Below are 24,951 nucleotides of genomic sequence, written 5' to 3'. Positions count from 1 at the left end.
CTCGACTAGCCTGGAGATATGCGTGCCGGCAGGGGCGGTCGCAATTGGGCTCGGTCGTTGATCACGTTCATCGGCGTGAGCGTGCTGTCAGGTGCGCTGGCGGCGGGGCTTGCGGTGCCTTTCGCCGGGTTCGCCGGGCGCGGATCGGCTGAGGTCGCGGCGAGCGTCGAGAACCTGCCGAAGGAACTCGAGATCGATCCGGTGGCCGTCCGCAGCCGCATCCTGGCCGCGGACGGCACGCTGATCGCCACGCTGTACGAGCAGAACCGCGTCCCGGTCCCGCTCGACGCGATCAGCCCGATCATGCGCAAGGCGATCGTGGCGATCGAGGATTCCCGGTTCTACGACCACGGCGCGCTCGACCTGAAGGGCACGCTGCGGGCGATGCTGCGCAACCAGACCGAGGGCGAGGTGCAGCAGGGCGGGTCGAGCATCACCCAGCAGTACGTGAAGATGAGCCTGGTCGAGAAGGCGCGGACAGCAGCCGAGCGGGCCTCGGCAACCGCGGTCACCTACGAGCGCAAACTGGCCGAGCTGCGGTACGCGATCGCGGTCGAGGACCAGCTGTCCAAGGACGAGATCCTCGAGCGGTACCTGAACCTGGTGAACTTCGGCGACGGCTCGTACGGCGTCCAGGCGGCCGCGCAGCACTACTTCCGGACCACGGCCGACAAACTCACGCTCGCGCAGGCGGCGCTGCTGGCGGGGCTGGTGAAGAACCCGACCGGGTACGACCCGACCAACGACCTGGCCCGGTCGAAGGCACGCCGCGACGTGGTGATCAAGCGGATGCTCGAACTCGGCGTGGTCACGGTCCACCAGGCGAACCAGGCACTGCGGACACCGGTGATCAACCTGTCCAGGGTCGAGCCGGTGCCGAACGGCTGCGCCAACTCGCGCTACCCGTTCTACTGCGACTACGTGGTCTCGAAGCTGCTGGCCAACCCGGAGCTCGGCGCGACCGTGAAGGACCGCGACCACTACCTGAAGACCGGCGGCCTGCTGATCCGGACCTCGATCGATCCGGTGATCCAGGCGGCCGCCCAGGCGTCGATCGACAAGCACAGCAAGCGCACCGACACCGCGGTCGCGGCGATCACGGTGGTCGAGCCGGGCACCGGGCTGGTCAAGGCGATGGTGCAGAGCAAGCCGTACGGCAACGGGCGCAACCACACGAACTACAACTACAACGTCGAGAAGTCGTACGCCGGCGGGTTCGGCGGGTTCCAGAACGGCTCGACGATGAAGGCGTTCACGATCGCGGCGGCCCTGGCGAAGGGCATCCCGATGGACTACCGGATCAACTCGCCGGAGCAGATCGACCTGCGGAACAAGAAGTTCCAGACGTGCACGGGGTGGACGCGCGATCCGACGTACCAGCCGAAGAACTCGACGCACAGCGGTGACCTGACCATGGTCGAGGCAGCGCGGTTCTCCACCAACACGTACTTCCTGCAGTTGTCGCAGCGCACCGGGCTGTGCCCGATCGCGAAGATCGCGGCCAGGCTCGGGATGTACAACGGCCAGACCGGCGAGCCGCTCGACCAGGTGGCGTCGATGACGCTGGGCGTCGGGTACGTGACGCCGCTGATGCTGTCGAACGCGTACGCGACGTTCGCGGCCCGCGGGAAGTACTGCAAGCCGCTCGTCGTCACCTCGGTCCGGGACATGGCCGGCAAGCCGATCCCCGGTCCCGGCTTCGCCTGCAAGCAGGTGCTGCCGCGGGCGGTGGCGGACGGCGTCAACCGGGTCCTCAGCCAGGTGATGATGCCGGGTGGCACCGGCGGTCGGCTGCGCTTCGGCAGCCGCGACATGGCCGGCAAGACCGGCACCATCCAGCAGAACCTGGCGGTCTGGTTCGCCGGCTACACCCCGAACCTCGCCGCGGCGGCCGTCGTCGCGGACGCGACTCTGCCGTACACCAACCTGATGTTCCGGCACACGCTGAACGGCGTGGACATCGCCGACCCGACCGGCTCCGGCACCGCCGGCCCGCTCTGGCAGACCGCCATGCAGGGGGCCATCCGCGGGTTCCCGGTCGAACGCTTCGTGAATCCGCCGAAGAAGATGATCGGCAACCCGAACCCGAAGCCACCCGACTCGGAGAAGAAGCCGGGGACGAAACCGACGCCCAAGCCGAAGCCGAACACATAGGCCCGGCGCTGATGCCTACTCGTGATGGCAGACCTCACCGCCGGCCGTCATGGACGGCGGGACGTCGATCGACGGGTTCCGGTCGAAGAAACCGAACGGTTTGAGCCAGAACGAGATGGTGTCGGCGGGCATCACCGGCCAGTCCTCGACCCGGGTGATGTGGTGGATGCCGAAGACGTACCAGAGCACGAGGTCGGTGTTCTCCAGTGACTCGTCGTCGGCGATCCATCGGCTCATACCGTCGTCGGTGGCGGACTGGGTCGGGTAGTCACCGCACGGCCAGCGCTCCTCGTCGTGATGACGGGTGACCCAGAGCGTGTGCCCGATGACCGGTGCGCGCAGGAACTGCGGCGTACCCGGATCCATCAGCGGCGGGATCGATGCGCTCGGGACGAGTTTGTACGCCGGGTGCGTGCCGAGCGCGTTCACCCGGTTCGGGTTCGCCACCTTCCAGGACCGTTGGGTCGACCAATTGAAGTCCCGGGCGGCCTCGGACTCGGACCGGATCGGCGTCGCGTCGGTGACGACGGCCAGACCGTACGGATTGCTCTCCGACACCGGCAGCGCGCGTGAGTCGACCTCGTACGCCGTGTTCCCGTCGCCGTCCACGTCCAGGTCGAGCCGGGCGACCAGGAAGTGCTGGTGGAACGGCGCGTACGTTTGCTTGTCGACCACGGTCCCGGTCTCGGGCGCGGCACCGGCGAACGGGGTCGTCACCATCAGCCCGGTGGCCCGGACCTCGCACTCGATGTTGCCGTCCTGGTAGAAGCGCCAGTACACCAGGTACTCGTAGTTCGCGACCGTCACGTGGCACGACACGACCATCCGGCGCATCCGGCGTACCTCGGCGCCGTTGGTGTGGTCGACGTGCTTCCACAGCACGGCGTTGTCCTCTTCGTGCAGGCAGATCGCGTTCTTGATCGTGTACGGCTCGCCACGGGTGTCGTGCAGTACGGCGTCCAGGTAGCGGATCTCGCCGAGGCAGTCGCAGCCCAGCTCGAGCGAGGTGGTCATGAACCCGAGACCCCATTCACCGATGTCGAACGCCGTCCGCCGGTAGTGGTCGAACGAGGTGTCGCGGTACGGGACCATCAGCTCCGCGAACGACATCCGGTAGGCGATGTCGCGGCCGCCGTAGCCGACCTGGTAGATCACCGGGCCCTCCCGGTGGTTGAAGCCGAGCCGCAGGTTCCAGTTCTGCCAGCGCAGTTCGGTGCCGTCGAGTGTGAACGAGACCCCTTCGGGCTGGACGATCTCCAGCGGCTTCAGGTCGGTACGCAGCGTCCCGGTCCACGGTCCGGGGACGTACTCCGCGTTGACCTCGGGCTGACCGGCGTCGTGGTCGTTCTCGACCTCGAGCAGCTCGAGGGTGTTCATGTCGACGACGACCTTGAGACCGGACACCGGATGCGCGTACGCGTTGCTCTCGGGCGTCTCGCGGTACCAGATGTCGCACCAGCCGAGCCTGCGGTCACGGTACTTCTCCGGCATCAGGGCCTTGCCGTACGTCCAGACCTCGATCAGCACCAGCGACAGATCGGTGATACCGCGCTCGGCCAAGGCGGCGACGACGTCCGGGTGCGCCCGCATCGCCTCGTCGACCTCGTGGTACTCGTCGCTGGTGAAGTTCGGCGTCACGCCGGGAACCTGCGTCCAGGACACCACCCGGTCGTCGGTCAGGTCGACGACTGCTTCCCAGGTCTGGTTGTCGGCCCGGTTCCACAGCACGGCGAACGCGGTCCGCGGTACGGCGTCACCGGGCCGCCAGGCCTGCACGGCCGCCTTGTCCGGCTCGAGCAGCTCGATCCCGGCGAACCGCCAGGAGCCGCCGAGCTCCTCATCCCGGCGCAGGATCGCGGCCGTCTGCCGGAACTCGTGTTCGTCGAGGGGCTCCAGCGGATGGTTCGCCATGGCTTTCTCCTCGTCCAGGAGTCAGGGTGGTCCAGAGGGTGGTACCGAAGGGGGTGCTCATGCCTGACAAGAAGGTTTTCCACAATGTCATCGACGGCAAGGTTCAGGCGGCCGCGTCGGGGGCGATGATGGATATCGTCAACCCGTCCACCGGCGAGGTGTACGCCTCCGCGCCGAACTCCGACGAGCACGACGTCGATCTGGCCTTCACGGCCGCGGCGAACGCATTCGAGATCTGGCGCTGGTCGACGCCGAGCGAGCGGCAGCACGCGCTGCTGAAGCTCGCCGACGTGATCGAGGCCGGCGCCGAGGAACTGATCGCGATCGAGAGCGAGAACACCGGTAAGCCGGTCGCGTTGACCCGGTCGGAGGAGATCCCGCCGATGGTCGACCAGATCCGCTTCTTCGCCGGCGCGGCCCGGGTGCTGGAGGGGAAGTCGGCCGGCGAGTACATGCGCGGGTTCACCTCGTCGATCCGCCGCGAACCGATCGGCCCGGTCGCGCAGGTCGCGCCCTGGAACTACCCGATGATGATGTCGGTCTGGAAGTTCGCCCCGGCGCTGGCCGCCGGCAACACGGTGGTCCTGAAGCCGTCCGACACGACACCCGCGTCGTCGTACTGGATGGTCGAGAAGATGCAGGAGATCTTCCCGCCCGGCGTCTGCAACCTGGTCTGCGGCGACCGCGACACCGGGGCTGCGCTGACCAGGCACAAGGTCCCGCAGCTGGTCTCGATCACCGGCTCGACCCGCGCCGGGATGGCGGTGGCGATGGCCGCGGCGGCCGACGTGAAGCGGGCTCACCTCGAGCTCGGCGGCAAGGCGCCGGTGGTGGTGTTCGACGACGCGGACATCCCGGCCGCGATCGAGGGCATCTCGGTCGCAGGCCTGTTCAACGGCGGCCAGGACTGTACGGCGGCCACCCGCGTGCTCGTGCAGCAAGGCATCTACGACGAGTTCGTCGCCGCGCTCACCGATGCGGCACGGGGGACGCGGACCGGCTACGACCCGGACGACGAGGACATCCTGTACGGGCCGATCAACAACGCCAACCAGCTCGGGCATGTCTCCGGCCTGGTCGACCGGGCGCCCGATCACGCCCGCGTGACAACCGGCGGACACCGGGTCGGCGACCGCGGATACTTCTACGAGCCGACGATCGTCGCCGACCTGCGCCAGGACGACGAGCTGATCCGGACCGAGATCTTCGGACCGGTGCTGACCGTGCAGAAGTTCGCCGACGAGGACGAAGCGCTGCGGATGGCGAACGACAGCGAGTACGGTCTGGCCTCCTCCGTCTGGACCGGCAACGTCACCACCGCGGCCCGGATGTCCGCCCGGCTGGACTTCGGCTGCGTGTGGATCAACACCCACATCCCGCTGATCGCCGAGATGCCGCACGGCGGCTTCAAGCACTCCGGCTACGGCAAGGACCTGTCGATGTACGGTCTCGAGGACTACACGCGGATCAAGCACGTCATGCTCCATCACGGCTTCGAGGGCTAGACGTCTCGAGCCATCAGGTCGTCCCAGGTCTCTCGCCGTACGACGAGCCGCGCCCGGCCGTCGTCGGCGAAGACCACCGGGATCCGGCGGTTGCCGTTGTAGTTGTTCGCCATCGTGTAGCAGTACGCCCCGGTGGCCGGGACCGCGAGCAGGTCACCGACCTTCGGGTCGGACAGCGGTACGCCGTCGACCAGGACGTCGCCGCTCTCGCAGTGCCGCCCGACCACGGTCACGCTCTCCAGGCCGGGCCCGTCGAAGCGCCCGACGATGCCGGCCTCGAACCGCTGCTCGAACAACGCGACCTCCAGGTTGTCGCCCATCCCGCCGTCGACCGCGACGAACGTGATCGCGCCGCGTTTCACCGTGGTGACGCGGTAGATCGTGGTCGCCGCCGTACAGACCATGCTGCGTCCGGGTTCGATGATCAGCTGCGCGGATGCGGGCAGGTGCTGCTTCGCCGCGCCGATCAGCGCGTCCAGGTACGTCGCCACGCTCGGCGGATCGTCCGCCCAGGTGTAGCGCGCGCCCAGTCCGCCGCCCAGGTCGTAGATCTCGAACTCACCGAGCCGGGCGATCGGCGCGACGGACTCCGCGAACGGCTCGACGTCGAGGATCTGCGAACCGACATGGACGTGCAGACCACGCATCCGCAGCCGAGGGCTGTGCTCGATCCGCTGGATCAGTGCGGCCGCGTCAGCCGGGGCGAGGCCGAACTTCGAACCTTCGTGCCCGGTGAGCACGTGAGCGTGGGTGTCCGCCGTGACGCCGGGGATGATCCGCACCAGCACGTCCTGCGGCCGGCCGGTCGCCTCCAACCGGTCCACGTCGTCGGCGTTGTCGACGACGACCAGCCCGATACCGTGCTCGACCGCGAGCGCGATCTCCTCGTCGCTCTTCGCGTTGCCGTGCAGCACGATCAGGCTCGGATCGACCCCGGCCTTGAGCGCGGTCAGGATCTCGCCGCCGCCCGCGACGTCGAGGCCGAGACCTTCCTCGACCATCACCCGCTGGATCGCCGTACACGGGAACGCCTTGGACGCGAAGACCACCCGCGAGTCCGGCCGGCGGGCGGTGAGCTCGTCGCGGTACTCGCGGGCGCGGGCCCGGAGCGCCTGCTCGGCGACGACGAGGACCGGCGTACCGAACGCTGCGGCCAGGTCGTCCGCGCGGCAGCCACCGACGAGGAGGATGCCGTCGGCATCGAGCCGGCTGCCGGCCGGGAACAGTGAGAGCAGGTCGCTCATGGTGCGGTCCGGACGAGCACCTCGCGGATCAGCTCGAGGTGCGACTCGGCCTCGGGCGCGTCCCGGATCAGGCCGTCGAGCCGTTCGTACAGCTCGTGCGCCGGCATCGTCGACTTGTCCAGCGGCACCGGGTTCATCCGCAACCGGTTCTCGGCGTACGCGAGGACGCCGCGCACCATCTGCTCGGTGGTTTGGTCGACCTCGTGCATGGTCAGTCCTCAGCAGCTTGTTCGGCCAGCTCTTCGGCCCGCCGGTGCGGGATCACCAGCACGGGGACCGGGGAGTGCCGCAGGATCTTGGTCGCCCGCGTTCCCAGGAAGACCCGTGCGACCGGCCCGAGCTCGCTCGACCCGACCACCAGCACGTCGCCCGCCTCCCAGCCGATCTCGTCGATCGCCTCGGCCCACGTCGTACCGGACCCGATCACCGTCTCGACCGCGCGCGGGTGCCGGGGCAGGTGCTGCACCTGCGCGAGCGTGGCGTTCACCGTCTTGTCGAGCTCGGACCGCCACTCCTGCATCACCAGGTCCTCGGAATCCGTGCCCAGCCTGGTCGTGTAGGCCGGCCTGGCCCAGACCGCGAACGTTGCTATCCGCAACGATGCGTTCACGTCGGCGCTGACCGACGCGGCCGCCAGGACCAGGTCCTCGGCCGACTCGGTGCCGCCGAAGGCCGCGGTCACCCGGGCCACCTTGCGATCCGGTGGGCAGCGGAAACCGCGGGTGGCCAGTGCGAGTGACACGTGCGAACTGTGCAGCAGTCGGTCGGTGACGCTGCCCAGAGCGATGTGGCCGAACACGCCGGCCGACGACGACCCGAGCACGATCAGCCGGGCGTCGTTCTGCTCGGCCATCTCGAGCAGCCCGGCCGGCGCCGACCGCGCGCTGTGCCGGACGTACGTCGCGGGAACGTCGTCGGGCAGGAAACTCCGGGCCCGCTCCAGCGCCTGGTCGGCGCTCTGCGCCAGGAACTCCTGGTACTCCGAGTCCACCCGTGCCATCCCGGGCACCCACGGCGCGGGTACGACGCTGCAGACGATCAGGTCGTCACCCGCCGACCTGGCCAGCATGCCGGCCAGGTGCAGGGCTGCCTTGCCGCGCTCGTCGGAGGCGTAGCCGACGATCATCGTCATGGCTGCGGTCCGTCCTCGTCGTGGATCAGCCCGACATGCTCGTGCCGGCCGAGATGCGAGTGTTTGAAGCCGTAGAGGAAGTACCAGATCAGGGCGACGGCCAGCCAGATCAGGAACACGTAGATCGTCACCGCGCGCAGGTCCTTGATGATCCAGATACAGCCCGCGATCGACAGGATCGGCGTGACCGGATACCCCGGCACCTTGAAGCCGCGCGGCAGTTCGGGATGGGTACGGCGCAGCACCATCACGCCGATCGACACCACCAGGAAGGCGACCAGTGTGCCGATGCTGGTCATCTCGGCGAGGAAGTTGATCGGGATCAGCCCGGCCAGCAGCGCGATCAGCACCGCGACGATCACGGTGTTCGGCACCGGGGTGTGCGTGCGCGGGTTCACCTTGTGGAACAGCTCGGGGATCATCCCGTCACGAGCCATCGCGAACAGGATCCGGGTCTGCCCGTAGATGACGATCAGTGTGACGCTGAAGATCGAGATCACCGCGCCCGCGGCCAGGACCGTGGCCGGCCAGGACGATCCGGTCACCTTCTCCAGGATCGCCGACAGCCCGGCCTCCTGGTCCTTGAACTGGTCCGCCGGCTGGGCCGCGACCGCGACCAGCGTGACCAGGATGTAGAGCCCGGTGACCGTGACGAGTGCGATCAAGATTGCCAGCGGCATCGTTCGCCGGGGGTTCTTGACCTCCTCACCGGCGGTCGAGACGGCGTCCAGACCGATGTAGGAGAAGAAGATGATGCCGGCCGCCGACGTGATCCCGGTGATGCCGAACGGGGCGAAGTCCGACAGGTTGTTGGAGTCCCAGCCCTTCAGCCCGAGCACGATGAACAGGATCAGCACGCCGATCTTCAGGCACACCATCACCGCGTTGGTCTTGGCCGACTCACTCGCGCCGCGGATCAGCAGCAGCGTGCAGAGCGCGACCAGGATGACCGCGGGCAGGTTGAACACGCCGCCCTGTTCGGGCGCCTGGGACAGCTTGTCCGGCAGCGTGAAGCCGAACAGGTTGTCGAACAGCTCGTTCAGGTACTGCGACCAGCCGACCGCGACCGCCGCGGCCGACACGCCGTACTCCAGCAGCAGACACGCGGCCACGCCGATCGCGGGCAGCTCACCCAGCGTCGCGTAGGCGTACGAGTACGACGAACCCGACACCGGGACCGCGCTGGCCAGCTCGGCGTAGCAGATCGCGGTCAGTCCGGCGACCACACCGGCGATCACGAACGACCAGATCACCGCGGGGCCGGCGACCGGCACGGCCTGCGCGAGGACGAAGAAGATACCGGTGCCGATGGTGGCGCCGATACCGAACATGGAGAGCTGGAACAGTCCGATCGAGCGGACGAGTTCGCTCTGGCCGGTGTCGGTACCACTTTCCTGCGACATCTCCGGAACCGGCTTGCGGCGGAACAGTTGCTGCACGGTCATCGCCATGGTGCCTCCCCTCGATGGAGGTGCCCGCCCGTCCCCGCCACCTGCCATCCTCTTCGGAGTGTGGCACTCGGCCGCGTCTGCGGGAACAGGTCAGCTCGACTTCGGTCGGTCGCCCAACAAAGGCTGGGCAGGATCCCAGCGGGTCCCGTCACGTTCGTTCTGACGCTTGCGGGCGATCGCCGACACCGCCTCGAGGACGACGCGATTGGCCAGCGCGGCAGTGATGTCGGCGTGGTCGTACGGCGGGCTCACCTCGACCACGTCCATCCCGGCGACGGGCAGCTCGAGGCAGATCCGGCGTACGGCGTCGAGCAACTGGCGCGCGGTCAGACCGCCGGGCTCGGGGGTGCCGGTGCCGGGAGCGTGGCCGGGATCGCACACGTCGATGTCGACGGACAGGAACACGCCCTCGCATTCGTCGGTCGCGATCGTGAACGCCTCGGTGAGGCACTCGTCCAGGCCGCGGTGCACGATCTCGGTCATCTCGTAGGACCGCATGTTCTGACTCGCCATCCAGTCCAGCGTGTCCGGTGGCGGCCAGTAACCGCGCAGGCCGATCTGCAGGAACCGGTCGCCGCGCAACGCGCCGGACTCGATCAGCCGGCGCATCGGTTGCCCATGGCCCCACAACGAGCCGAACTCGATGTCGCCGGTGTCGGCGTGCGCGTCGAAATGCAGCATCGACACCCGCCCGTGGCCGAGCACGTTCGCGACTCCCTTGGCGTCCGGGAACGCGATCGAGTGGTCGCCGCCGAGGACGATCGGGATCGCGCCCGAGCGGGTCACCTTCTCGACCGCTGCTTCGAGCGCGGGCAGCGCGACCTCGATGTCACCGGAGTACATCTCGACGTCGCCGGCGTCGACCACGTTCAGGTCGACCAGGCCGTCGGTGCGCAGCGCCAGGCTGGGCCGGGATCCGTCGTGGCCGAGGTAGTCGCGCATCCGGATCGCCATCGGGCCGAAGCGTGCCCCCGGCCGGTGCGACGTACCGCCGTCGAAGGGCGCGCCGAGGATGACCACTTGAGCGTCCGCGTACGACGCCGGGTCGTCCAGATCGCAGTCCGGGACGCCGAGGAACGTGAAGTCCGGGCCGAACTGCTGACCGTAGCGGCTCATCTTCGGAGTCTGGCACCCCGGCCCTCAAGCGTCCAGGGCCGCGTCGATCGCCGCGAAGGACCGCAAGGTGTCGATCAGGTACGGGGCGTTCTGCGGGTCCGGCCAGCTCGACAGCTTGACGGCGACGGTCCGGGTCTCGCCGTGGACGTAGACCATCTGCCCGTGAATCCCCAAGCAGACAAGGGTTTCTTCGGACCGACCGCGTTCAACCTGCTCGGCATGCCGCCGACATCATCGGCGAGCAACCGGGTGAAGTAGCAGTCAGAGCGGCCTCAGGTCCTTGCCCGGAACCCAGGTGACGTGGCCGTCCTTGTCCCGGACGCGGCCGAGCCACTCGCCGTTGTCGTTGATCCAGACGTCCAGTTCGCCGCTGGCCCAGGCGGCGCGCTGCACCGGCTGGGCCGGGTCCACGTGCCGGACCTTGTCGGCGGCACGTGGACCGTGGGCGTCGTACTGCACGTCCAGATCGGAGGCTAACTCGTAGGCCTTCTCCTCGTCGTCGATCCCTGTCGCACGCCACCCGTTGACCGCACCGTCCCAGACGCCGAACCTGTTGGATCCGTCGTCGGACGGGCGAACCGTGAACCGACCAAGCATGTTTTCAGATTACCGCCTGATCGAACATATGTTCTAGTCTTGATCCCGACGGGAGGTGTGTGAGATGGATCAGTTCCGGTAGCGGAAGATGATCCGGCCCCGGTCCAGGTCGTAGGGGCTGAGTTCGACCAGGACGCGGTCCTCGAGGACGATCTTGATGTAGTTCTTGCGGATCTTGCCGCTGATATGGGCCAGGACCTTGTGGCCGTTGCTGAGTTCGACCCGGAAGTTGGCGTTGCGGAGGCACTCGACGACGGTGCCCTCGACCTCGATACCGCCTGCTGCTCTGGGCATGGTCAGGCCTTCCTGCTGATCAGTTCGAGACTGCCACCGGTGTGTTCGGCGCCGAGCTCTTCGAACAGCGCGAGCGCGGCCGTGTTCGTCTCGTCGACCTCCGCCGTGACCGCTACGGTGCCGGCGCGGTGCAGTTCGGCCAGCACATGACTCAGCAGACTCCGGGCGATCCCGTGCCGTCGTTCCGTCGCCAGGACCGCGACCAGTCCGATCCGCGGGCGCCGGGTCCTCGTCGCGACCCGGACCAGACCGACGTACCGACCGTCCTTCGTCGCGACCGTGTACGTGGACGGGTCGAGCGGTCTCGTCCCGCCTTGCCACGGCAGCACCTCGGCGGGCATCGTCTGCCAGCCGACGGTCGCCTCGACCTCTGCACGGATCGCGCGGTCGAGTTCACGCAGCGGAGCCTCGGCCGGAGCGGTCTCGATGGCTACTCCTGACGGCGGGTCCACCGGTGTGACTCCGGTGGGTACGGCGAACTCCGACTCGCGGCGTTCGCGTGTGAATCCGGCGCGTTCCCAGCTGGCCGTGAGCTCACGGTCGGCCTCGTCGACCACGGTGTACACCGGCACCGACCGATCGGCCAGCATTGCGACGGCGAGCTGGTCGAAGACCGCGTCACGCCAGGTGTCGATGCTGAGGAACGTCCTACCGTCGAGCCGCCGCGAAGCGTGCCCGCGGCCGACGACCAGGTCGTTCTCGATCGCGTGCCACTGATTCTCCGCGACACGCGAGAGCGTCAAAGTGTTCATAGGTGTTTCCCTTCGGGAGCTTCTCGAGGCGCTCCCGACCGACACCTACGTCAGTCGCCCGCCCGTGACCACGAGGGGGTGAGCACCCGCTGCGCTACAGCGTTCATGGGGGCCTCACCTCCGGGTGTGATGTCACGGACCACGGAAAGGTATCAAGCCCGCTCGTCGCGGGGCGACTCATTTTGCGTGCCGTCGAACATATGTTCTAGTCTTGATCCGACGGGAGGTGAGTGCGATGGGGTACAACAATCCGCCGATCAAGTGGTCCGAGCTGGAGCGGAAGCTGTCGGACCGCTCCCGCCCGGGGAGCCACGGTGGGCGGCCGGTGACGGGGGACGGGGGTGACAGCCCGGCGTGGTCGCAGCACCGCGGGCCGTATGTCCCCGACGTCGTGCAGCGTCCCGAGCACGCGGTGCCGTATGCCGAGCTCCACGCCCATTCGAACTTCTCCTTCCTGGACGGCGCCTCCCAGCCGGAGGACCTGGTCGAGGCCGCGGTCCGGCAGGGGCTGCACGCGCTGGCGCTGACCGATCACGACGGGTTCTACGGTGCGGCGCGGTTCGCCGAGGCCGCCGCGGCGTACTCGTTGCCGACTGTTTTCGGAGCCGAGCTGTCGCTGGGGCTGACCGGCCCGCAGAACGGCGTGGCCGATCCGGAGGGCAGTCACCTGCTGGTGCTGGCGGAGGGGCAGGACGGCTATCACACGCTGGCCGGCGCGATCACCGAGGCGCAGCTGGCCGGAGGGGAGAAGGGGAAGCCGGTCTATGTGCTGGAAGAGCTGGCTACTGTCGGCAGCAAGCATTGGGTGATCCTCACCGGCTGCCGTAAAGGCCTGGTCCGGCAGGCGCTGGAGCTCGGTGGGCACGCCGACGGTCCGGCCGCCGCGGGGCGTGAGCTGGACCGGCTGACCGCGTTGTTCGGCAAGGACCGCGTGGTTGTCGAGCTGATCGACCACCACCTGCCCGCGGACACCACCCGGAACCGGATCCTGGCCGGCCTGGCCGCCGATCGCGGCCTCCCGGTAGTTGCCACCAACAACGTTCATTACGCGGTCCCGGCCAAGCACAAGCTGGCCGCCGCGCTGGCCGCGGTCCGGGCCAGGCGCGACCTGGACTCGATGGACGGCTGGCTGCCACCGAGCGGGATGGCGTTCGTGCGGTCGGGGGCGGAGATGGCGACCCGCTTCCGGCGGTACGACGGGGCGGTGGCGCGCTCGGTGACGCTGGCCGACCAGCTCGCGTTCGACCTCGCGCGGGCGAAGCCGAAGCTGCCGCTGCGCGACGTACCCGATGGTCATGATCCGATGTCGTGGCTGCGGGAGCTGACCTTCGCCGGCGCCGCCCGGCGGTACGGGACGCGCGCGCAGCGGCCGGATGCCTACGAGCGGCTGGAGCGGGAGCTCGACGTCATCGAGGAGAAGGGCTTCCCGGGGTACTTCCTGATCGTCGAGGACATCGTCCGGTTCGCGCACGACAACGGGATCCTCTGCCAGGGCCGCGGCTCGGCGGCGAACTCGGCGGTCTGCTACGCGCTCGGCATCACCGCGGTGGACAGCATTCTCTACAACCTGCCGTTCGAGCGGTTCCTGGCCACGACCCGCGCCGAGGAGCCGGATATCGACGTCGACTTCGACTCCGGCCGGCGAGAAGAGGTGATCCAGCACGTCTACGAGAAGTACGGCCGGCACAACGCCGCCCAGGTGGCGAATGTGATCTCCTACCGTCCGAAGTCCGCCGTCCGCGACATGGCGAAGGCGCTGGGGTACTCCGTCGGTCAGCAGGACGCGTGGTCGAAGCAGGTGGACGGCTGGAGCCCAGAGGTCACCTCGACCGAGCACGACATCCCGCCCCAGGTGGTGTCGATGGCGACCGAGTTGCTGAAGTTCCCGCGGCATCTCGGGATTCACTCCGGCGGGATGGTGCTGACCGAGCGCCCGGTCGGCGAGGTGGTGCCGATCGAGCACGCCCGGATGGAGAAACGGACCGTCCTGCAGTGGGACAAGGACGACTGTGCGTGGATGGGGCTGGTGAAGTTCGACCTGCTCGGGCTCGGCATGCTGGCCGCGCTGCAGTACTGCCTGGACATGGTCCGCGAGGAGATCGGCGAGTCGTGGGAGCTGCACACGATCCCGCGGGAGGAGGCCGGGGTCTACGACCAGCTCTGCCGGGCGGACTCGGTCGGGGTGTTCCAGGTCGAGTCCCGCGCGCAGATGGCGACCCTGCCGCGGCTGAAACCGCGACGGTTCTACGACCTGGTCACCGAGATCGCGCTGATCCGTCCCGGCCCGATCCAGGGCGGCGCCGTCCACCCGTACATCCGCCGGCGGACGGGGGAGGAGCCGATCACCTACCTGCACCCGAAGCTGCGACCGGTGCTGGAGCGGACCATGGGCGTGCCGCTGTTCCAGGAGCAGCTGATGCAGATGGCGATGGCGGTCGGCGAGATCGACGGCGACGAGGCCGACCTGCTCCGCCGGGCGATGGGTTCCAAACGCGGCATCGAGAAGATCTCGTCACTGAAGGACAAGCTGTACGCCGGGATGGCCGGCAACGGAATCACCGGAGACCTGGCCGACGAGATCTACGAGAAGATCGAAGCGTTCGCGAACTTCGGGTTCGCCGAATCGCACTCGATCAGCTTCGCGCTGCTCGTCTACTCCAGCACCTGGCTGCGACTGCACTACCCGGCCGCCTTCCTGGCCGCACTGCTGCGGGCTCAGCCGATGGGGTTCTATTCACCACAGTCCCTGGTGGCCGATGCCCGCCGCCACGGTGTCGAAGTACGTCGTCCGCATCTGCATCTCTCGGGCGTCGACGCGGGGCTCGAGCTGCTGGTCGAGGGGCAGGAGCGCACCGGTCCGACCGGACTGGACGAGTGCCTGGCGGATCCGCAGCCGCTGGTGGGGCCGTTCGATCCGAAGGTGCCGTTCGATACCACGGTGCATCGCCGGGACGGTGTGTTCGCGGTCCGGCTCGGCTTGTCCGAAGTACGCACGGTGGGGGAGAAGGGCGCGAAGCTGATCGTCGAGGAGCGGGAGCGGGGTGGGCCGTTCACCGAGATGGCCGACCTGGTCCGGCGTACCGGGATCACCGCGGCCCAGGTCGAGGCGCTCGCGACGGCCGGCGCGTTCGACTGCTTCGGGCTCGACCGGCGGCAGGCGTTGTGGGAGGCAGGTCGCGCCGCCGAGGAGCGCCCTGGTCAACTGGCCGGCATCACCGCGGCCGGTCCGCCGCCGACGCTGCCCGGGATGAGCGACATCGAGGCCGACATGGCCGACCTGTGGTCCACCTCGATCACCACCACCAGCCACCCGATGGAGCGCGTCCGCGAAAGGCTCCGCGCCGAAGGAATCTTGTCCGCCGCTCAACTCCGTGAGGCCCCCAACGGCGCCCGTGTCCGGGTGGCCGGTGTCGTCACCCACCGCCAACGCCCCGCCACCGCCTCCGGCGTCACCTTCATGAACCTCGAGGACGAGACCGGCATGGCCAACATCGTCATCACCGTAGGCTGCTGGCACCACCACGCCGCCGTAGCCCGCAACGCCGCCGCCCTCATCATCCGCGGCCGGGTAGAACGCGCCGGCGAAGTAACCAACCTCTCCGCCGAACACCTCGAACGCCTCCCCCTGGCCGCCCGCACCAAATCCCGAGACTTCCGCTGACGGCGGTGAGTTCAGCCGCGTGGTGGGCGGTTGAGGATGCGGCGCAGGCGGTTCAGGGCCTGGTCGGTGAACAGGCCGGTGAGGGCGCCGGTCAGGACCAGGACGGCTACGCCGGCGCTGGAGGTGGTTTCGTCCCCGATGCTGATCAGGCCGGTGTTGACCGCGATGACCGAGACCGAGGCGAGCAGCGCGGACCACAACGGACGCATGACGTACCACGCGACCTGGTGATTCGGCGCAGAGCTGCGGGCGAACGTCATGCTCTGCTGGATGACGCTGCCGACCGCGCCGGCCGCGGCGCCGACGATGAGCAGGCTCATGTTCAGCGTGATCGCGAAGTCGAAAGGCCAATGGACTGATCGGCTCGCGACCTGGTGCGGGCCGACGGCCTCTTGGGCTGCGACCAGGTGTTCCGCCAGGCCGTACGCCGCGACGAGGCACGGCAGCATGATCACGGCCTCGGCGATGTTGATCGTGACGATCAGGCGGCGGTGAGAGCGCCGTACGGTCCTGGTCCGCCTCCGGTGTGGTTCGACTGTGTTGCTCATGACAGTTCCTCCCCCTTATTCGGACGGAGTCATCGGCAACCCGCCGCGATACATGACGGAGCGACGGCAGATATTCTCGGCGGACGGCGACTTGAGGGTGGTGGGTTACGTGTTCGGGTGTGTGGTGCACGCCGCGGGAGATCTGCGCGTCGAGGAACGCGGCGCGGTCGAGCCCGGGCCGGGACAAGTTGCCGTGGGCATCGAGTACGGCGGGATCTGCGGGTCGGACCTGCACTACTACCACGACGGCGGAGTGGGGGACTTCCGGATCCGGGAGCCGCTGGTGCTCGGCCATGAGGTGGTCGGGCGGATCACCGGCGGCACGGACGGCCTGCCCGAAGGAACGCCGGTCGGGATCCATCCGGCGACGCCGTGTGGACAATGCCCGGAATGCCGCAACGACCGGCGCAATATCTGTGCCTATAGCAACTATCTCGGCAGTGCAGCGAGGAACCCGCACATCCAGGGCGGCTTCGTGCAGCAACTGATCGTCCGAACCGACCAGGTGCGGATCCTGCCGACCGGCCTGGACCTTCGTACGGCGGTGCTGGCCGAGCCGCTGTCGGTCGCGATCCACGCGGTCAACCAAGCAGGCGACGTCGACGGCAAACGAGCGATGGTCACCGGCGCGGGACCGATCGGCCTCTTGGTGGTGGCCGCGTTACGACAGGCCGGCGCGGTCGAGGTCATCGTCACCGACCTACACGAGACGCCGCTGGCCCTCGCGACTCAGATCGGCGCGACACAAACGATCCAGGTCGGCAACACGGACTGGCCGGACGAGATCGACATCGCGATCGAGGCCTCCGGTACGGCGGCCGGCCTGCGCACCTGCCTCGAGCGAGTACGCCGCGCCGGCACCGTCGTACAGGTCGGCACCCTGCCGCCCGGCGACACTCCTTTCGCAGGCAACGTGCTGATGACGCGGGAGCTCACACTGAGAGGAGCGTTCCGCTTCGACCACGAGTTCGACACCGCGATCGAGCTGCTCGCCAACGGACTGAACGTCGCGCCGATCGTCACGCACACGTTCCCGCTCGACGATGCGGCCACTGCGTTCAATCTCGCCAGCGACCGCACCGTCGCGTCGAAGGTGCTGCTCGACCTCAGCGCCGGTACACCTCGCTGAGCTTGCCCTCCGGGTCGACCGATTCGAGGATCGCGCCGGTGATGTCGGCGAGCTGGGAGATCTGCTCAGGAGTGAGTACATCGATCACGTGCTCGCGGACCGTTGCCACATGCCCGGGCGCGGTGGCGCGGATCTTCTTCCAGCCGTCGGCGGTCAGCCGGGCGTTCGTCGCGCGCGCGTCTTCGGGGCAGGGGAAGCGCTCGATCAGACCGCGATCCTCCAACCGCTTCACGACATGTGACAGCCGGGGGAGGGTCGCGTTCGTCCGCTGCGCCAACGCGGTCATCCGGAGCGTGCGTTTCGGCGCCTCGGAGAGCATCGCGATCACGTAGTACTCGTAGTGCGTCAGCTCCGCGTCGCGCCGCAGCTGGGAGTCGAGGACGCCGGGCAGCAGCTCGAGTACGGCGGCCAGCCGCACCCAGGCGGTCATCTCCGTCTCGTCCAGCCATCGAGTGCTCATCTCAACATTCTGGCAGCAAAAGGTTGTAGCTACAACTTTCCTGCGCTACCGTGATGGTTGAACGCACAACTAAAAGGAGCTGGAGCATGACGCACGTCAGCATCATCGGCAGCGGCAACATGGGGCAGGCGATCTCCTCGGTCGTCGCCAAGGGCGGCAACACCGTCGAGCTGTTCGACTCCACCGACAAGGACAAGCCGGTCACCGGCGAGGTCGTGATCCTCGCGGTGCCGTACCCGGCGATCGACCAGGTCCTCGCCGACCGTGCCGACCAGTTGAGCGGCAAGGTCGTCGTCGACATCACCAACCCGCTGAACTTCGAGACGTTCGACTCGCTCGTCGTTCCGGCGGACGGTTCGGCGGCGGCCGAGCTGGCCGAGAAGCTGCCGGACTCGAAGGTCCTGAAGGCTTTCAACACCACGTTCGCGGCGACGGTGGCGTCGGGTCAGGCCGGGCAGGTTCCGACCACGGTCCTGATCGCGGGCGACCACGCCGACGCCAAGGCGCAGTTCGCCGGGATCGTCTCCGAAGGCGGCCTGAAGGCGGTCGACGCGGGCTCGCTGAAGCGTGCGCGCGAGCTCGAGGCGGTCGGGTTCCTCCAGCTCACCCTCGCGATCGGCGAGAAGGTCGCCTGGACCGGCGGCTTCGGTCTCGTCTGAGGCTCCTGTCGCAGCTCTACCGCAGCAAGGCGAGCCTTACGCCGAGGCCGATGAAGATCCCGCCCGTCGCCGTGTCGATCCGGCGGCGGGCGGTACGGCGAGACCGCAGCCAGCCGCCGATCCGCCCGGACAGCAGTCCGACCGTGCCGTCGACGAGGAACTCCAGCACGATCAGGATCGCGCCGAGCACCGCGAACTGCAGCCACACCCGGCCGTGCGCCGGCACCACGAACTGCGGCAGGAACGCGATCGTGAACGTCACCATCTTCGGGTTCAGCAGATTCGTGGTCAGCCCGGTCAAATACGCCTTCCGCCCCGACATAGCCGCTCCGGCCGGCGCGTCGTCGACCGCGTCGTTCCGGTGCCGGATCATCTGCACCCCGAGATAGATCAGGTACGCCGCACCGACGATCCGTACTGCGGTGAACGCGACCGGCACCGCCGCGAACAACGCGGCCAACCCGGCCGCCGCCACCGCGACATGCACGGCCTCACTCGTCGCAACCCCGGCCGTCGCGAGCAACCCGGCCCGCGGACCGCTGCGCATCCCGCACCCGAGGATGAACAACATGTCCGGCCCCGGCGTGATCATCGCGATCGTCGTCGTCAGCAGAAACGCAAGCAGAAGATGCTGGTCGATCGGCATAGCCCGATCCTCGCACGACCATCGGACAGTTCTGACCGGATGTGGGCAAACGCTTACCCTGATCGCTCCAACGATGGAACACTGGGCGACCATGGATGCGCCTCGAGTGATCAATGACAACGGTGCCTGGTGCTGGTTCCAGGATGAGCGGGCCTTGATCGATCCGGACGCCGGCCTGCTGGTCGCAGGTTCGATCGCCGCGCCGGAGGGACCAGGCGGAGACGAGCGGGCCGGCAATGTCGAGTTGACCGTGGTCGATCTGCGATCCGGCTCGACCGACGTCGTCGTCCTGCATGAGCGGTTCGAAGCCGACGATCACGACGTACCGGCGTTGTGGCGACGACGCGATGGTCGCTGGCTGGCGGTGTACACGAAGCACAAGACCGATGACCTGACCCGCTGGCGGATCAGCGAGCCCGGCGATCCGCTGACCTGGGGACCGGAGCAGACGTTCGACTGGGGCGAGTTCACCGGCGGGCGCGGCGTCACGTACTCGAACCTGCACGAGCTCGACGGCCGGCTCTACTGTTTCGCTCGCGCGGTGAACGACGACCCCTGTGCGCTCGTCTCCGATGACGAGGGCGATACCTGGGAGTACGCCGGCAAGCTGTTCACCCGCCCGAAGATCGGATACGTCAACGGCTACACGCGCTATGTCTCGACGCCCACACGCGTCGACCTCATCACGACCGACCACCACCCACGCGACTACAACAACTCGATCTATCACGGCTATCTCGAGGGTGGTGCGCTGCATCGGACCGACGGAACGGTCGTGGACAGCAAGGCGCTCGACGCCGACGCGCCGTCGCAGGTGGAGCTGACCGAGGTCCTCGCCGCGGATTCGGTCTGGGACGGCGAGCCGATGACGCACTGGTGGACCGTCGACATCCGTCGCGGCGGCGACGGCTCGCTCGCTGCGGTGATGCTCGCTCGCCACGACGTACCGGAGAAGCCGGAGGATGCGTTCGCGCGACAGCATCCGGTGCCGGATCACCGCTTCTTCTACGCGCGGCTCGCGCCCGGCGGCACGTGGCAGGTGCAGCAGTTGGCGAAGGCCGGCCACGGTCTGCTGGTGCACGAGAACGACTACACCGGCTTGGTCGCGATCGACCCGTACGACCTCGACTCGCTCTACGTCTCGACGCCGATCGACCCGCGCGACGGCGCCGCGCTGAAGCATCACGAGATCTTCCACGCACGGATGAACGACGGCGGGCCGACGTGGACGCCGGTGACCGAGAACTCCGCCGTCGACAACCTCCGGCCGATCGTCGCACCCGGCGATCCCGGCCGCGTCCCGCTGCTCTGGTTTCGCGGCGAGATGACGGCCTCGCAGCACTACGCGTGTGAGGTGGTTCTCCTGGACCGCGCGCGACAGACATAGTAACAAGCGGTACTATCCCATCCATGAGCGTTCCGGTACGGCGGTTGTGGGTGGCGGTGCTGGCTGGGTACCTCGCGTTCGGAGCCACGTTGCAGGCGCTGCCGTCGTACGTGCCGGAGAAGTTCGGCGGCGGCGCGCTGGCGAGCGGGACCGCGGTCGGGATCGCGTTCCTGGCGACGGCATGCGCGCGGCCGTTCGCGGGCCGGCTGGCGGATGCGGGCTGGTCCCGGCCGGTCGTGGTGACCGGGGGAGTGCTGGCGGCAGTTGGGGGCCTTGGGCAAATACTTGCTCCGGACCTGGCCCTGTTGCTGGTCGCGCGGCTGGTGATGGGAGCCGGCGAGGCGGCGCTGTTCTCGGCGGCGCTGCCGTGGGTGCTCTCGGGTACGCAGGTGGCGCGGCGCGGGCGGTTGGCCGGCTGGTTCGGGTTGTCCATGTGGGGTGGGCTGGCCGGTGGCCCGGTCATCGCGACCGTCGTCGGTGACCGAGTGTGGTGGGTTGTCGTGGGGCTGTCGCTCGCGTCGGCCGCTCTGGTGCTGACGACCCGCTCGGATCCGGGTCGGATCGAGCCGCTGGGGTCGGCAGATGAGCAAGGCCGGCGTGAGCAGGTGCGCATCCGTCGGCTGCAGGCCGTTGTGCCGACTGGAGTGCGGTTGCCTGGGGCAACCATCGGGCTGGCTGCCTATTGCTACGGGACGGTGGCCGCCTTGCTGGTGCTGCGATTGCGCGCCGACGATCTCGGTGTGGACAACATCGCCCTGGCTGTCTTCGCGGCGGCGTTCCTGATCGCACGCTTCGCCGGCAGCCCGCTCGTCGACCGGTACGGCGGCCGCGTGGTGGCGGCGTCGACGGTCCCGCTCGCGGTCATCGCGCTGGTGGGCATCGCGCTGGCCAACGGACCTGTCGCCGCGGTCCTGTGTACGGCGCTGGCCGGCGTGGGCCTGGCGCTGGTCTATCCGGCCTGCATCTCGATGACGCTGGATCAGGTGCGTGGGCTGCGGCCGGGTGTCTCGATGGCTGTGATGACGTCGTTCTGGGATCTCGGGGTGATGGTCGCGGGTCCGCTCGGAGGGCTCGTCGCCGAGCACGCAAGCTACCCGGCGGCGTTCCTCGTGGCGGCCGGAGTGGGCCTCGCGTGTGTCCTGGTCGCTCTCAGAGCGCCGAGGCGAGCAGTGTCTCCACGATTGCCCGAGCCTCGGCCCCGAGTCCAGGGTCCTGGTCGACCGCGCTGATCAGCGTCGCGCCTTCCAGTACGACGACCAGCTGTCGCGCCGTCCGCTCCGGATCATGAGCCCCCGCACCCTTCAGCAATCGCTCGAAAAGCTCGCGGTAGAAGGCGAGATGCTCTCGCGCAAGTCGCCGCGGCGCGCCGTCCTGGCCGCGGTCCTCGGTGGCGGCGTTCATCATCGCGCAGCCGCGGAACCCGGCCTCGGCGTACCAACTGGCGATCAGGTCGAAGACGGCGAGAATCTGATCCCGGCCGGGCGGTGCCTGCTCGACCGCTTCGTTGTGCCAGGCGCGGACCCGCTGCGTGCGGTCGGCGAGCACGGCCTCGACCAGACCGTCCTTGGAGCCGAAGTTCTTGTAGATGGTCAGCTTCGACGCGCCCGCGGCCTCGACGATCTCGTTGATCCCGGTCGCGTGGATCCCGCGCCGGCCGAACACCTCCGCCGCCGCCTTCAGGATCCGGGCCTTCGTGGCCTCCGGATCCAACCGCTCCCCAGCCTTGACCGGCATGGTCCAACCACCTCCGGGTCCCAGCGTACCGAGCTGGACCAAGATAAGAATGATCGGTACCATCATCCGCATGTGGACAGCACCGGGATTCGAGCACGTGGCCGAGGCGTTCGAGCGAAACTTCACCGAGCGGGGCGAGCTGGGCGCGGCGTTCGCGGCGTACCACCGGGGTGAGTTGGTCGTCGACCTGTGGGGCGGGACCGCCGACCCGGAGACAGGCCGGGCATGGGATCGGGACACGATCCACCTGATGTTCTCCGGGACCAAGGGACTCACCAGCGCCTGCATGCTGCTGCTGGTGCAACGTGGTCAACTCGAGCTCGACCACCCCTTGGCCCGCTACTGGCCCGAATTCGGTGCCGAGGGCAAAGAACGGATCACGATCGCCGAGGTGTTGTCCCACCAGGCCCGTCTGCCGTGGGTCGAGGCCGGGTACGCCGATCTGCTCGACCACGACCTGATGGCAGCGCACCTCGCCGCGCAGGCGCCGGCGGCCGATCCGCGCGCAGTGTTCATGTACCACGCGGTGACCTGGGGCTGGCTTCTCGACGAGCTGGTACGGCGGGTCGACGGCCGCACCGTGGGACAGTTCTTCGCGGACGAGTTCGCCGTACCGCTGGAACTCGAGGTGTGGATCGGCTTGCCCGAGGAGCTGCACTGGCGGGCAGCGACGATGGTGGCGCCGGACGGCGTGCTCGTCGATGGGCCGTGGTCGGAGTTGAATCGGCCGAACCCACTGTGGGTGCCGGGCTCGGAGAAGATCTGGAACAGCCAGGAGTACCGCAGTGCCGGGCTGGCAGCCGTGGGTGGCTATGCGACGGCGCGAGGGATGGCGAAGTTCTACGCCTTGTTGCTGGGAGACGGTGTCCTGGCGCCGGAGATCGTCGAGCTCGGTCGCCGGGAGATCCGGCGCGGCATCGAGCCGACGTGGGGGAGTCCGATGGTTTACGGTGCCGGGTTCGAGTTGCAGGATGACGCATTCGGTCACCCCGGAGCAGGCGGCTCGCGGCACGGCGCATGGCCGGGCCGCGAGACCACCTTCTCCTACCTGATGAACGAGGTCCGCGTTGGACCGGACGAACGCTCGCTCACGCTTCTGGATGCACTCAGCCGAGGTAGTCGCGCCACGGGCCGGTGATGGCCAGCGTGATACCCGGCGTCTGGATGTTGACGAACAGCACCTTGCCGTCCGCGGAGAACGTCGGACCGGTGAACTCGGAGTCGTTCAGCATGTTCCGGGCGATGGCGTACGTCGGGCCGCCCGGCGTCGCGCTCAGCACGTGGCTGCTGGCCTGACCGTCCTCGGCCAGGATCAGCGAGCCCCACGGCGTCACGGTGACGTTGTCCGGGCTGTCGAAGTTCAGGTCGTCGTACTTCGCCTCGGGGCCCTTGTTCGCGGCCGCGTTCTCGGGGAAGTACGTGACGAGCTGGATGGTGCGGGCCTCGTAGTTGTAGAACCACACCATGCCGTCGTGCGGTACGGCGTCGGCCGGCAGGTCGGCGGTGCCGGACTCGGCGTACGAGTTCACCACGTACACGCCCTGCTTGGTGCCGTAGACGCCCTCGAACTTCTTGCCGCGGGTGATCTGGCCGTCGGTGAACTGCTTGCGCACCGACGTCGTCGTGCCGTCGCGGTCCGGCACCGGCACCCAGGTGGTGCGGAACGGACGCAGCAGCTGGGCCGAGGTCAGGTACGCGACGTCCGGGATCGGCTTGCCGTCGTCACCGAGGATCGCCAGCGCCTCGAGCGTGCCGAAGTCCTTGTTCTGCAGGTCCTGCCAGCTGCGCGAGCTGAGCCGGTAGCCGCGCGGCGCCGACCAGCGGTAGAACGACCCGTTCGGGCCGGAGGCGTCCTCGGACAGGTAGATGTGGGTGCGGTCCTCGTCGATCGCGAGCGCCTCGTGCGCGTACCGGCCGAGCGCCTTCAGCGGCACCGGGTGGGCGGTCTTGCCGTCGCCCCAGACCTCGAAGACGTAGCCGTGGTCCTTCAGCCGGGTGGTGCCGTTGGCCTTGTTCTCGGTCTCCTCACACGTCATCCAGGTGCCCCACGGCGTCGGGCCGCCGGCGCAGTTGGTGATCGTGCCCGAGATGCCGACCCATTCGCCGAGGTTCTTGCCGTCGCGGTCGACCGAGATGACCGTGCAGCCGCCGGCCGCGCCGACGCCGCTGTCGTAGACGGTGCCCTCGATCGCCGGTACGCCGAGCGGGTCGGCGGCGCCGATCTCGTGGTTCTGGATCAGCGTGTAGGTGCCGTGCCGGCTGCCGTCGAAGACCGCGGTCCCGTCGTGCAGGGTCGGCGTCGGGTGACCGCTCTTCAGCTTGGTCTCACCGGCCTTGGTGACCACCCGGTACTTGAACCCGGCCGGCAGCGCGAGCAGGCCCTTCGGGTCGTCGAGCAGCGGCGGGAACGGCTTGTGCTGGGGGAACGGCGAGTGGCCGCCGCGCGCAGCAGGCGCGGCCTCGGCCAGCGTCGGTACGGCGCCGACTGCGGTGAAACCGACTCCGGCCGCACCTACGGCGGCACCACGGAGGACGGAACGACGATCGACAGACATGCATACTCCTTGGACA

At 68.4% G+C, this 24,951-nt stretch carries 23 protein-coding genes; 8 read left to right on the top strand and 15 right to left on the bottom strand.

Features of this window, described 5'->3' with window-relative positions; all coding sequences use genetic code 11:
* Nucleotides 1-18 precede the first annotated feature (18 nt).
* Nucleotides 19-2,154: a transglycosylase domain-containing protein gene (locus OHA10_RS34610; protein WP_371402992.1), complete on the top strand. Its 2,136-nt coding sequence runs from the start codon at nucleotides 19-21 to the stop codon at nucleotides 2,152-2,154.
* 15 nt (nucleotides 2,155-2,169) lie between these two features.
* Here the strand turns inward: OHA10_RS34610 and OHA10_RS34605 are convergent, their stop codons facing one another.
* A complete protein-coding gene (locus tag OHA10_RS34605; protein ID WP_371402991.1) occupies nucleotides 2,170-4,065 on the bottom strand; it encodes a primary-amine oxidase in 1,896 nt (631 codons plus the stop codon).
* A 59-nt stretch (nucleotides 4,066-4,124) separates the two neighbouring features.
* On the opposite strand from OHA10_RS34605, the gene OHA10_RS34600 reads away from it, so the two are divergent.
* Entirely contained in the window at nucleotides 4,125-5,570 is a 1,446-nt protein-coding gene (locus tag OHA10_RS34600; RefSeq protein ID WP_371402990.1) for a gamma-aminobutyraldehyde dehydrogenase, read from the top strand.
* On the opposite strand, the gene lysA is transcribed toward OHA10_RS34600, so the two are convergent.
* From lysA to OHA10_RS34555, 9 genes are all read right to left on the bottom strand, one after another.
* Complete coding sequence (gene lysA / locus OHA10_RS34595) at nucleotides 5,567-6,814, bottom strand: diaminopimelate decarboxylase (RefSeq protein WP_371402989.1); 1,248 nt, start codon at nucleotides 6,812-6,814, stop codon at nucleotides 5,567-5,569. The genes OHA10_RS34600 and lysA overlap by 4 nt on opposite strands.
* Nucleotides 6,811-7,023 carry a hypothetical protein gene (locus OHA10_RS34590; RefSeq protein ID WP_371402988.1) on the bottom strand — a complete coding sequence of 71 codons (213 nt, stop codon included), beginning with the start codon at nucleotides 7,021-7,023 and terminating at the stop codon, nucleotides 6,811-6,813. Before OHA10_RS34590 ends, lysA begins: the two co-directional genes overlap by 4 nt.
* A gap of 2 nt (nucleotides 7,024-7,025) precedes the next feature.
* Entirely contained in the window at nucleotides 7,026-7,946 is a 921-nt protein-coding gene (locus OHA10_RS34585; protein ID WP_371402987.1) for a universal stress protein, read from the bottom strand.
* Entirely contained in the window at nucleotides 7,943-9,397 is a 1,455-nt protein-coding gene (locus OHA10_RS34580) for an amino acid permease (RefSeq protein WP_371402986.1), read from the bottom strand. Before OHA10_RS34580 ends, OHA10_RS34585 begins: the two co-directional genes overlap by 4 nt.
* Nucleotides 9,398-9,487: 90 nt before the next feature.
* Nucleotides 9,488-10,513, bottom strand: coding sequence for an agmatinase (speB, locus tag OHA10_RS34575; RefSeq protein ID WP_371402985.1), 1,026 nt, complete (start codon nucleotides 10,511-10,513; stop codon nucleotides 9,488-9,490).
* A gap of 24 nt (nucleotides 10,514-10,537) precedes the next feature.
* Nucleotides 10,538-10,669: a hypothetical protein gene (locus OHA10_RS34570; protein ID WP_371402984.1), complete on the bottom strand. Its 132-nt coding sequence runs from the start codon at nucleotides 10,667-10,669 to the stop codon at nucleotides 10,538-10,540.
* A 105-nt stretch (nucleotides 10,670-10,774) separates the two neighbouring features.
* A complete protein-coding gene (locus tag OHA10_RS34565) occupies nucleotides 10,775-11,110 on the bottom strand; it encodes a hypothetical protein (protein ID WP_371402983.1) in 336 nt (111 codons plus the stop codon).
* Nucleotides 11,111-11,179: 69 nt separating this feature from the next.
* On the bottom strand, nucleotides 11,180-11,404 hold the full coding sequence (gene infA / locus OHA10_RS34560; RefSeq protein ID WP_371402982.1) for a translation initiation factor IF-1: 225 nt from the start codon (nucleotides 11,402-11,404) through the stop codon (nucleotides 11,180-11,182).
* 2 nt (nucleotides 11,405-11,406) lie between these two features.
* A complete protein-coding gene (locus OHA10_RS34555; RefSeq protein ID WP_371402981.1) occupies nucleotides 11,407-12,156 on the bottom strand; it encodes a GNAT family N-acetyltransferase in 750 nt (249 codons plus the stop codon).
* A gap of 235 nt (nucleotides 12,157-12,391) precedes the next feature.
* Here OHA10_RS34555 and OHA10_RS34550 point away from each other — a divergent pair, with 235 nt between their 5' ends.
* The gene (locus OHA10_RS34550) at nucleotides 12,392-15,817 is read left to right on the top strand and encodes an error-prone DNA polymerase (RefSeq protein WP_371402980.1); all 3,426 of its coding nucleotides are present in this window, start codon (nucleotides 12,392-12,394) and stop codon (nucleotides 15,815-15,817) included.
* A gap of 11 nt (nucleotides 15,818-15,828) precedes the next feature.
* Here the strand turns inward: OHA10_RS34550 and OHA10_RS34545 are convergent, their stop codons facing one another.
* Nucleotides 15,829-16,365 (bottom strand): hypothetical protein, encoded by a 537-nt coding sequence (locus OHA10_RS34545; protein WP_371402979.1) that lies wholly within the window; start codon nucleotides 16,363-16,365, stop codon nucleotides 15,829-15,831.
* Here OHA10_RS34545 and OHA10_RS34540 point away from each other — a divergent pair.
* Nucleotides 16,364-17,494, top strand: a complete 1,131-nt coding sequence (locus OHA10_RS34540; RefSeq protein WP_371402978.1) for an L-idonate 5-dehydrogenase — start codon at nucleotides 16,364-16,366, stop codon at nucleotides 17,492-17,494. The genes OHA10_RS34545 and OHA10_RS34540 overlap by 2 nt on opposite strands.
* On the opposite strand, the gene OHA10_RS34535 is transcribed toward OHA10_RS34540, so the two are convergent.
* A complete protein-coding gene (locus OHA10_RS34535; RefSeq protein ID WP_371402977.1) occupies nucleotides 17,472-17,954 on the bottom strand; it encodes a MarR family winged helix-turn-helix transcriptional regulator in 483 nt (160 codons plus the stop codon). The two genes, OHA10_RS34540 and OHA10_RS34535, sit on opposite strands and share 23 nt — an antisense overlap.
* Before the next feature lie 86 nt (nucleotides 17,955-18,040).
* Here OHA10_RS34535 and OHA10_RS34530 point away from each other — a divergent pair, with 86 nt between their 5' ends.
* A complete protein-coding gene (locus tag OHA10_RS34530) occupies nucleotides 18,041-18,613 on the top strand; it encodes an NADPH-dependent F420 reductase (protein WP_371402976.1) in 573 nt (190 codons plus the stop codon).
* A 16-nt stretch (nucleotides 18,614-18,629) separates the two neighbouring features.
* Here the strand turns inward: OHA10_RS34530 and OHA10_RS34525 are convergent, their stop codons facing one another.
* Nucleotides 18,630-19,259 carry a LysE family translocator gene (locus OHA10_RS34525; RefSeq protein ID WP_371402975.1) on the bottom strand — a complete coding sequence of 210 codons (630 nt, stop codon included), beginning with the start codon at nucleotides 19,257-19,259 and terminating at the stop codon, nucleotides 18,630-18,632.
* Between the two features lie 91 nt (nucleotides 19,260-19,350).
* Here OHA10_RS34525 and OHA10_RS34520 point away from each other — a divergent pair, with 91 nt between their 5' ends.
* Nucleotides 19,351-20,646: a BNR-4 repeat-containing protein gene (locus OHA10_RS34520; protein WP_371402974.1), complete on the top strand. Its 1,296-nt coding sequence runs from the start codon at nucleotides 19,351-19,353 to the stop codon at nucleotides 20,644-20,646.
* Between the two features lie 23 nt (nucleotides 20,647-20,669).
* Nucleotides 20,670-21,875 carry an MFS transporter gene (locus tag OHA10_RS34515; RefSeq protein WP_371402973.1) on the top strand — a complete coding sequence of 402 codons (1,206 nt, stop codon included), beginning with the start codon at nucleotides 20,670-20,672 and terminating at the stop codon, nucleotides 21,873-21,875.
* On the opposite strand, the gene OHA10_RS34510 is transcribed toward OHA10_RS34515, so the two are convergent.
* Complete coding sequence (locus OHA10_RS34510) at nucleotides 21,796-22,380, bottom strand: TetR/AcrR family transcriptional regulator (protein WP_371402972.1); 585 nt, start codon at nucleotides 22,378-22,380, stop codon at nucleotides 21,796-21,798. The two genes, OHA10_RS34515 and OHA10_RS34510, sit on opposite strands and share 80 nt — an antisense overlap.
* A gap of 70 nt (nucleotides 22,381-22,450) precedes the next feature.
* Between OHA10_RS34510 and OHA10_RS34505 the strand changes: the two genes are divergently transcribed.
* Nucleotides 22,451-23,518: a serine hydrolase domain-containing protein gene (locus OHA10_RS34505; RefSeq protein ID WP_371402971.1), complete on the top strand. Its 1,068-nt coding sequence runs from the start codon at nucleotides 22,451-22,453 to the stop codon at nucleotides 23,516-23,518.
* On the opposite strand, the gene OHA10_RS34500 is transcribed toward OHA10_RS34505, so the two are convergent.
* The gene (locus tag OHA10_RS34500; RefSeq protein ID WP_371402970.1) at nucleotides 23,487-24,935 is read right to left on the bottom strand and encodes an alkaline phosphatase PhoX; all 1,449 of its coding nucleotides are present in this window, start codon (nucleotides 24,933-24,935) and stop codon (nucleotides 23,487-23,489) included. The two genes, OHA10_RS34505 and OHA10_RS34500, sit on opposite strands and share 32 nt — an antisense overlap.
* Between the last annotated feature and the right edge of the window lie 16 nt (nucleotides 24,936-24,951).

It is taken from the genome of Kribbella sp. NBC_00662, assembly GCF_041430295.1.
GTDB lineage: Bacteria > Actinomycetota > Actinomycetes > Propionibacteriales > Kribbellaceae > Kribbella.
Note: the sequence above shows the minus strand (reverse complement) of the source record. Positions and strands in the feature narration are given on the sequence as shown.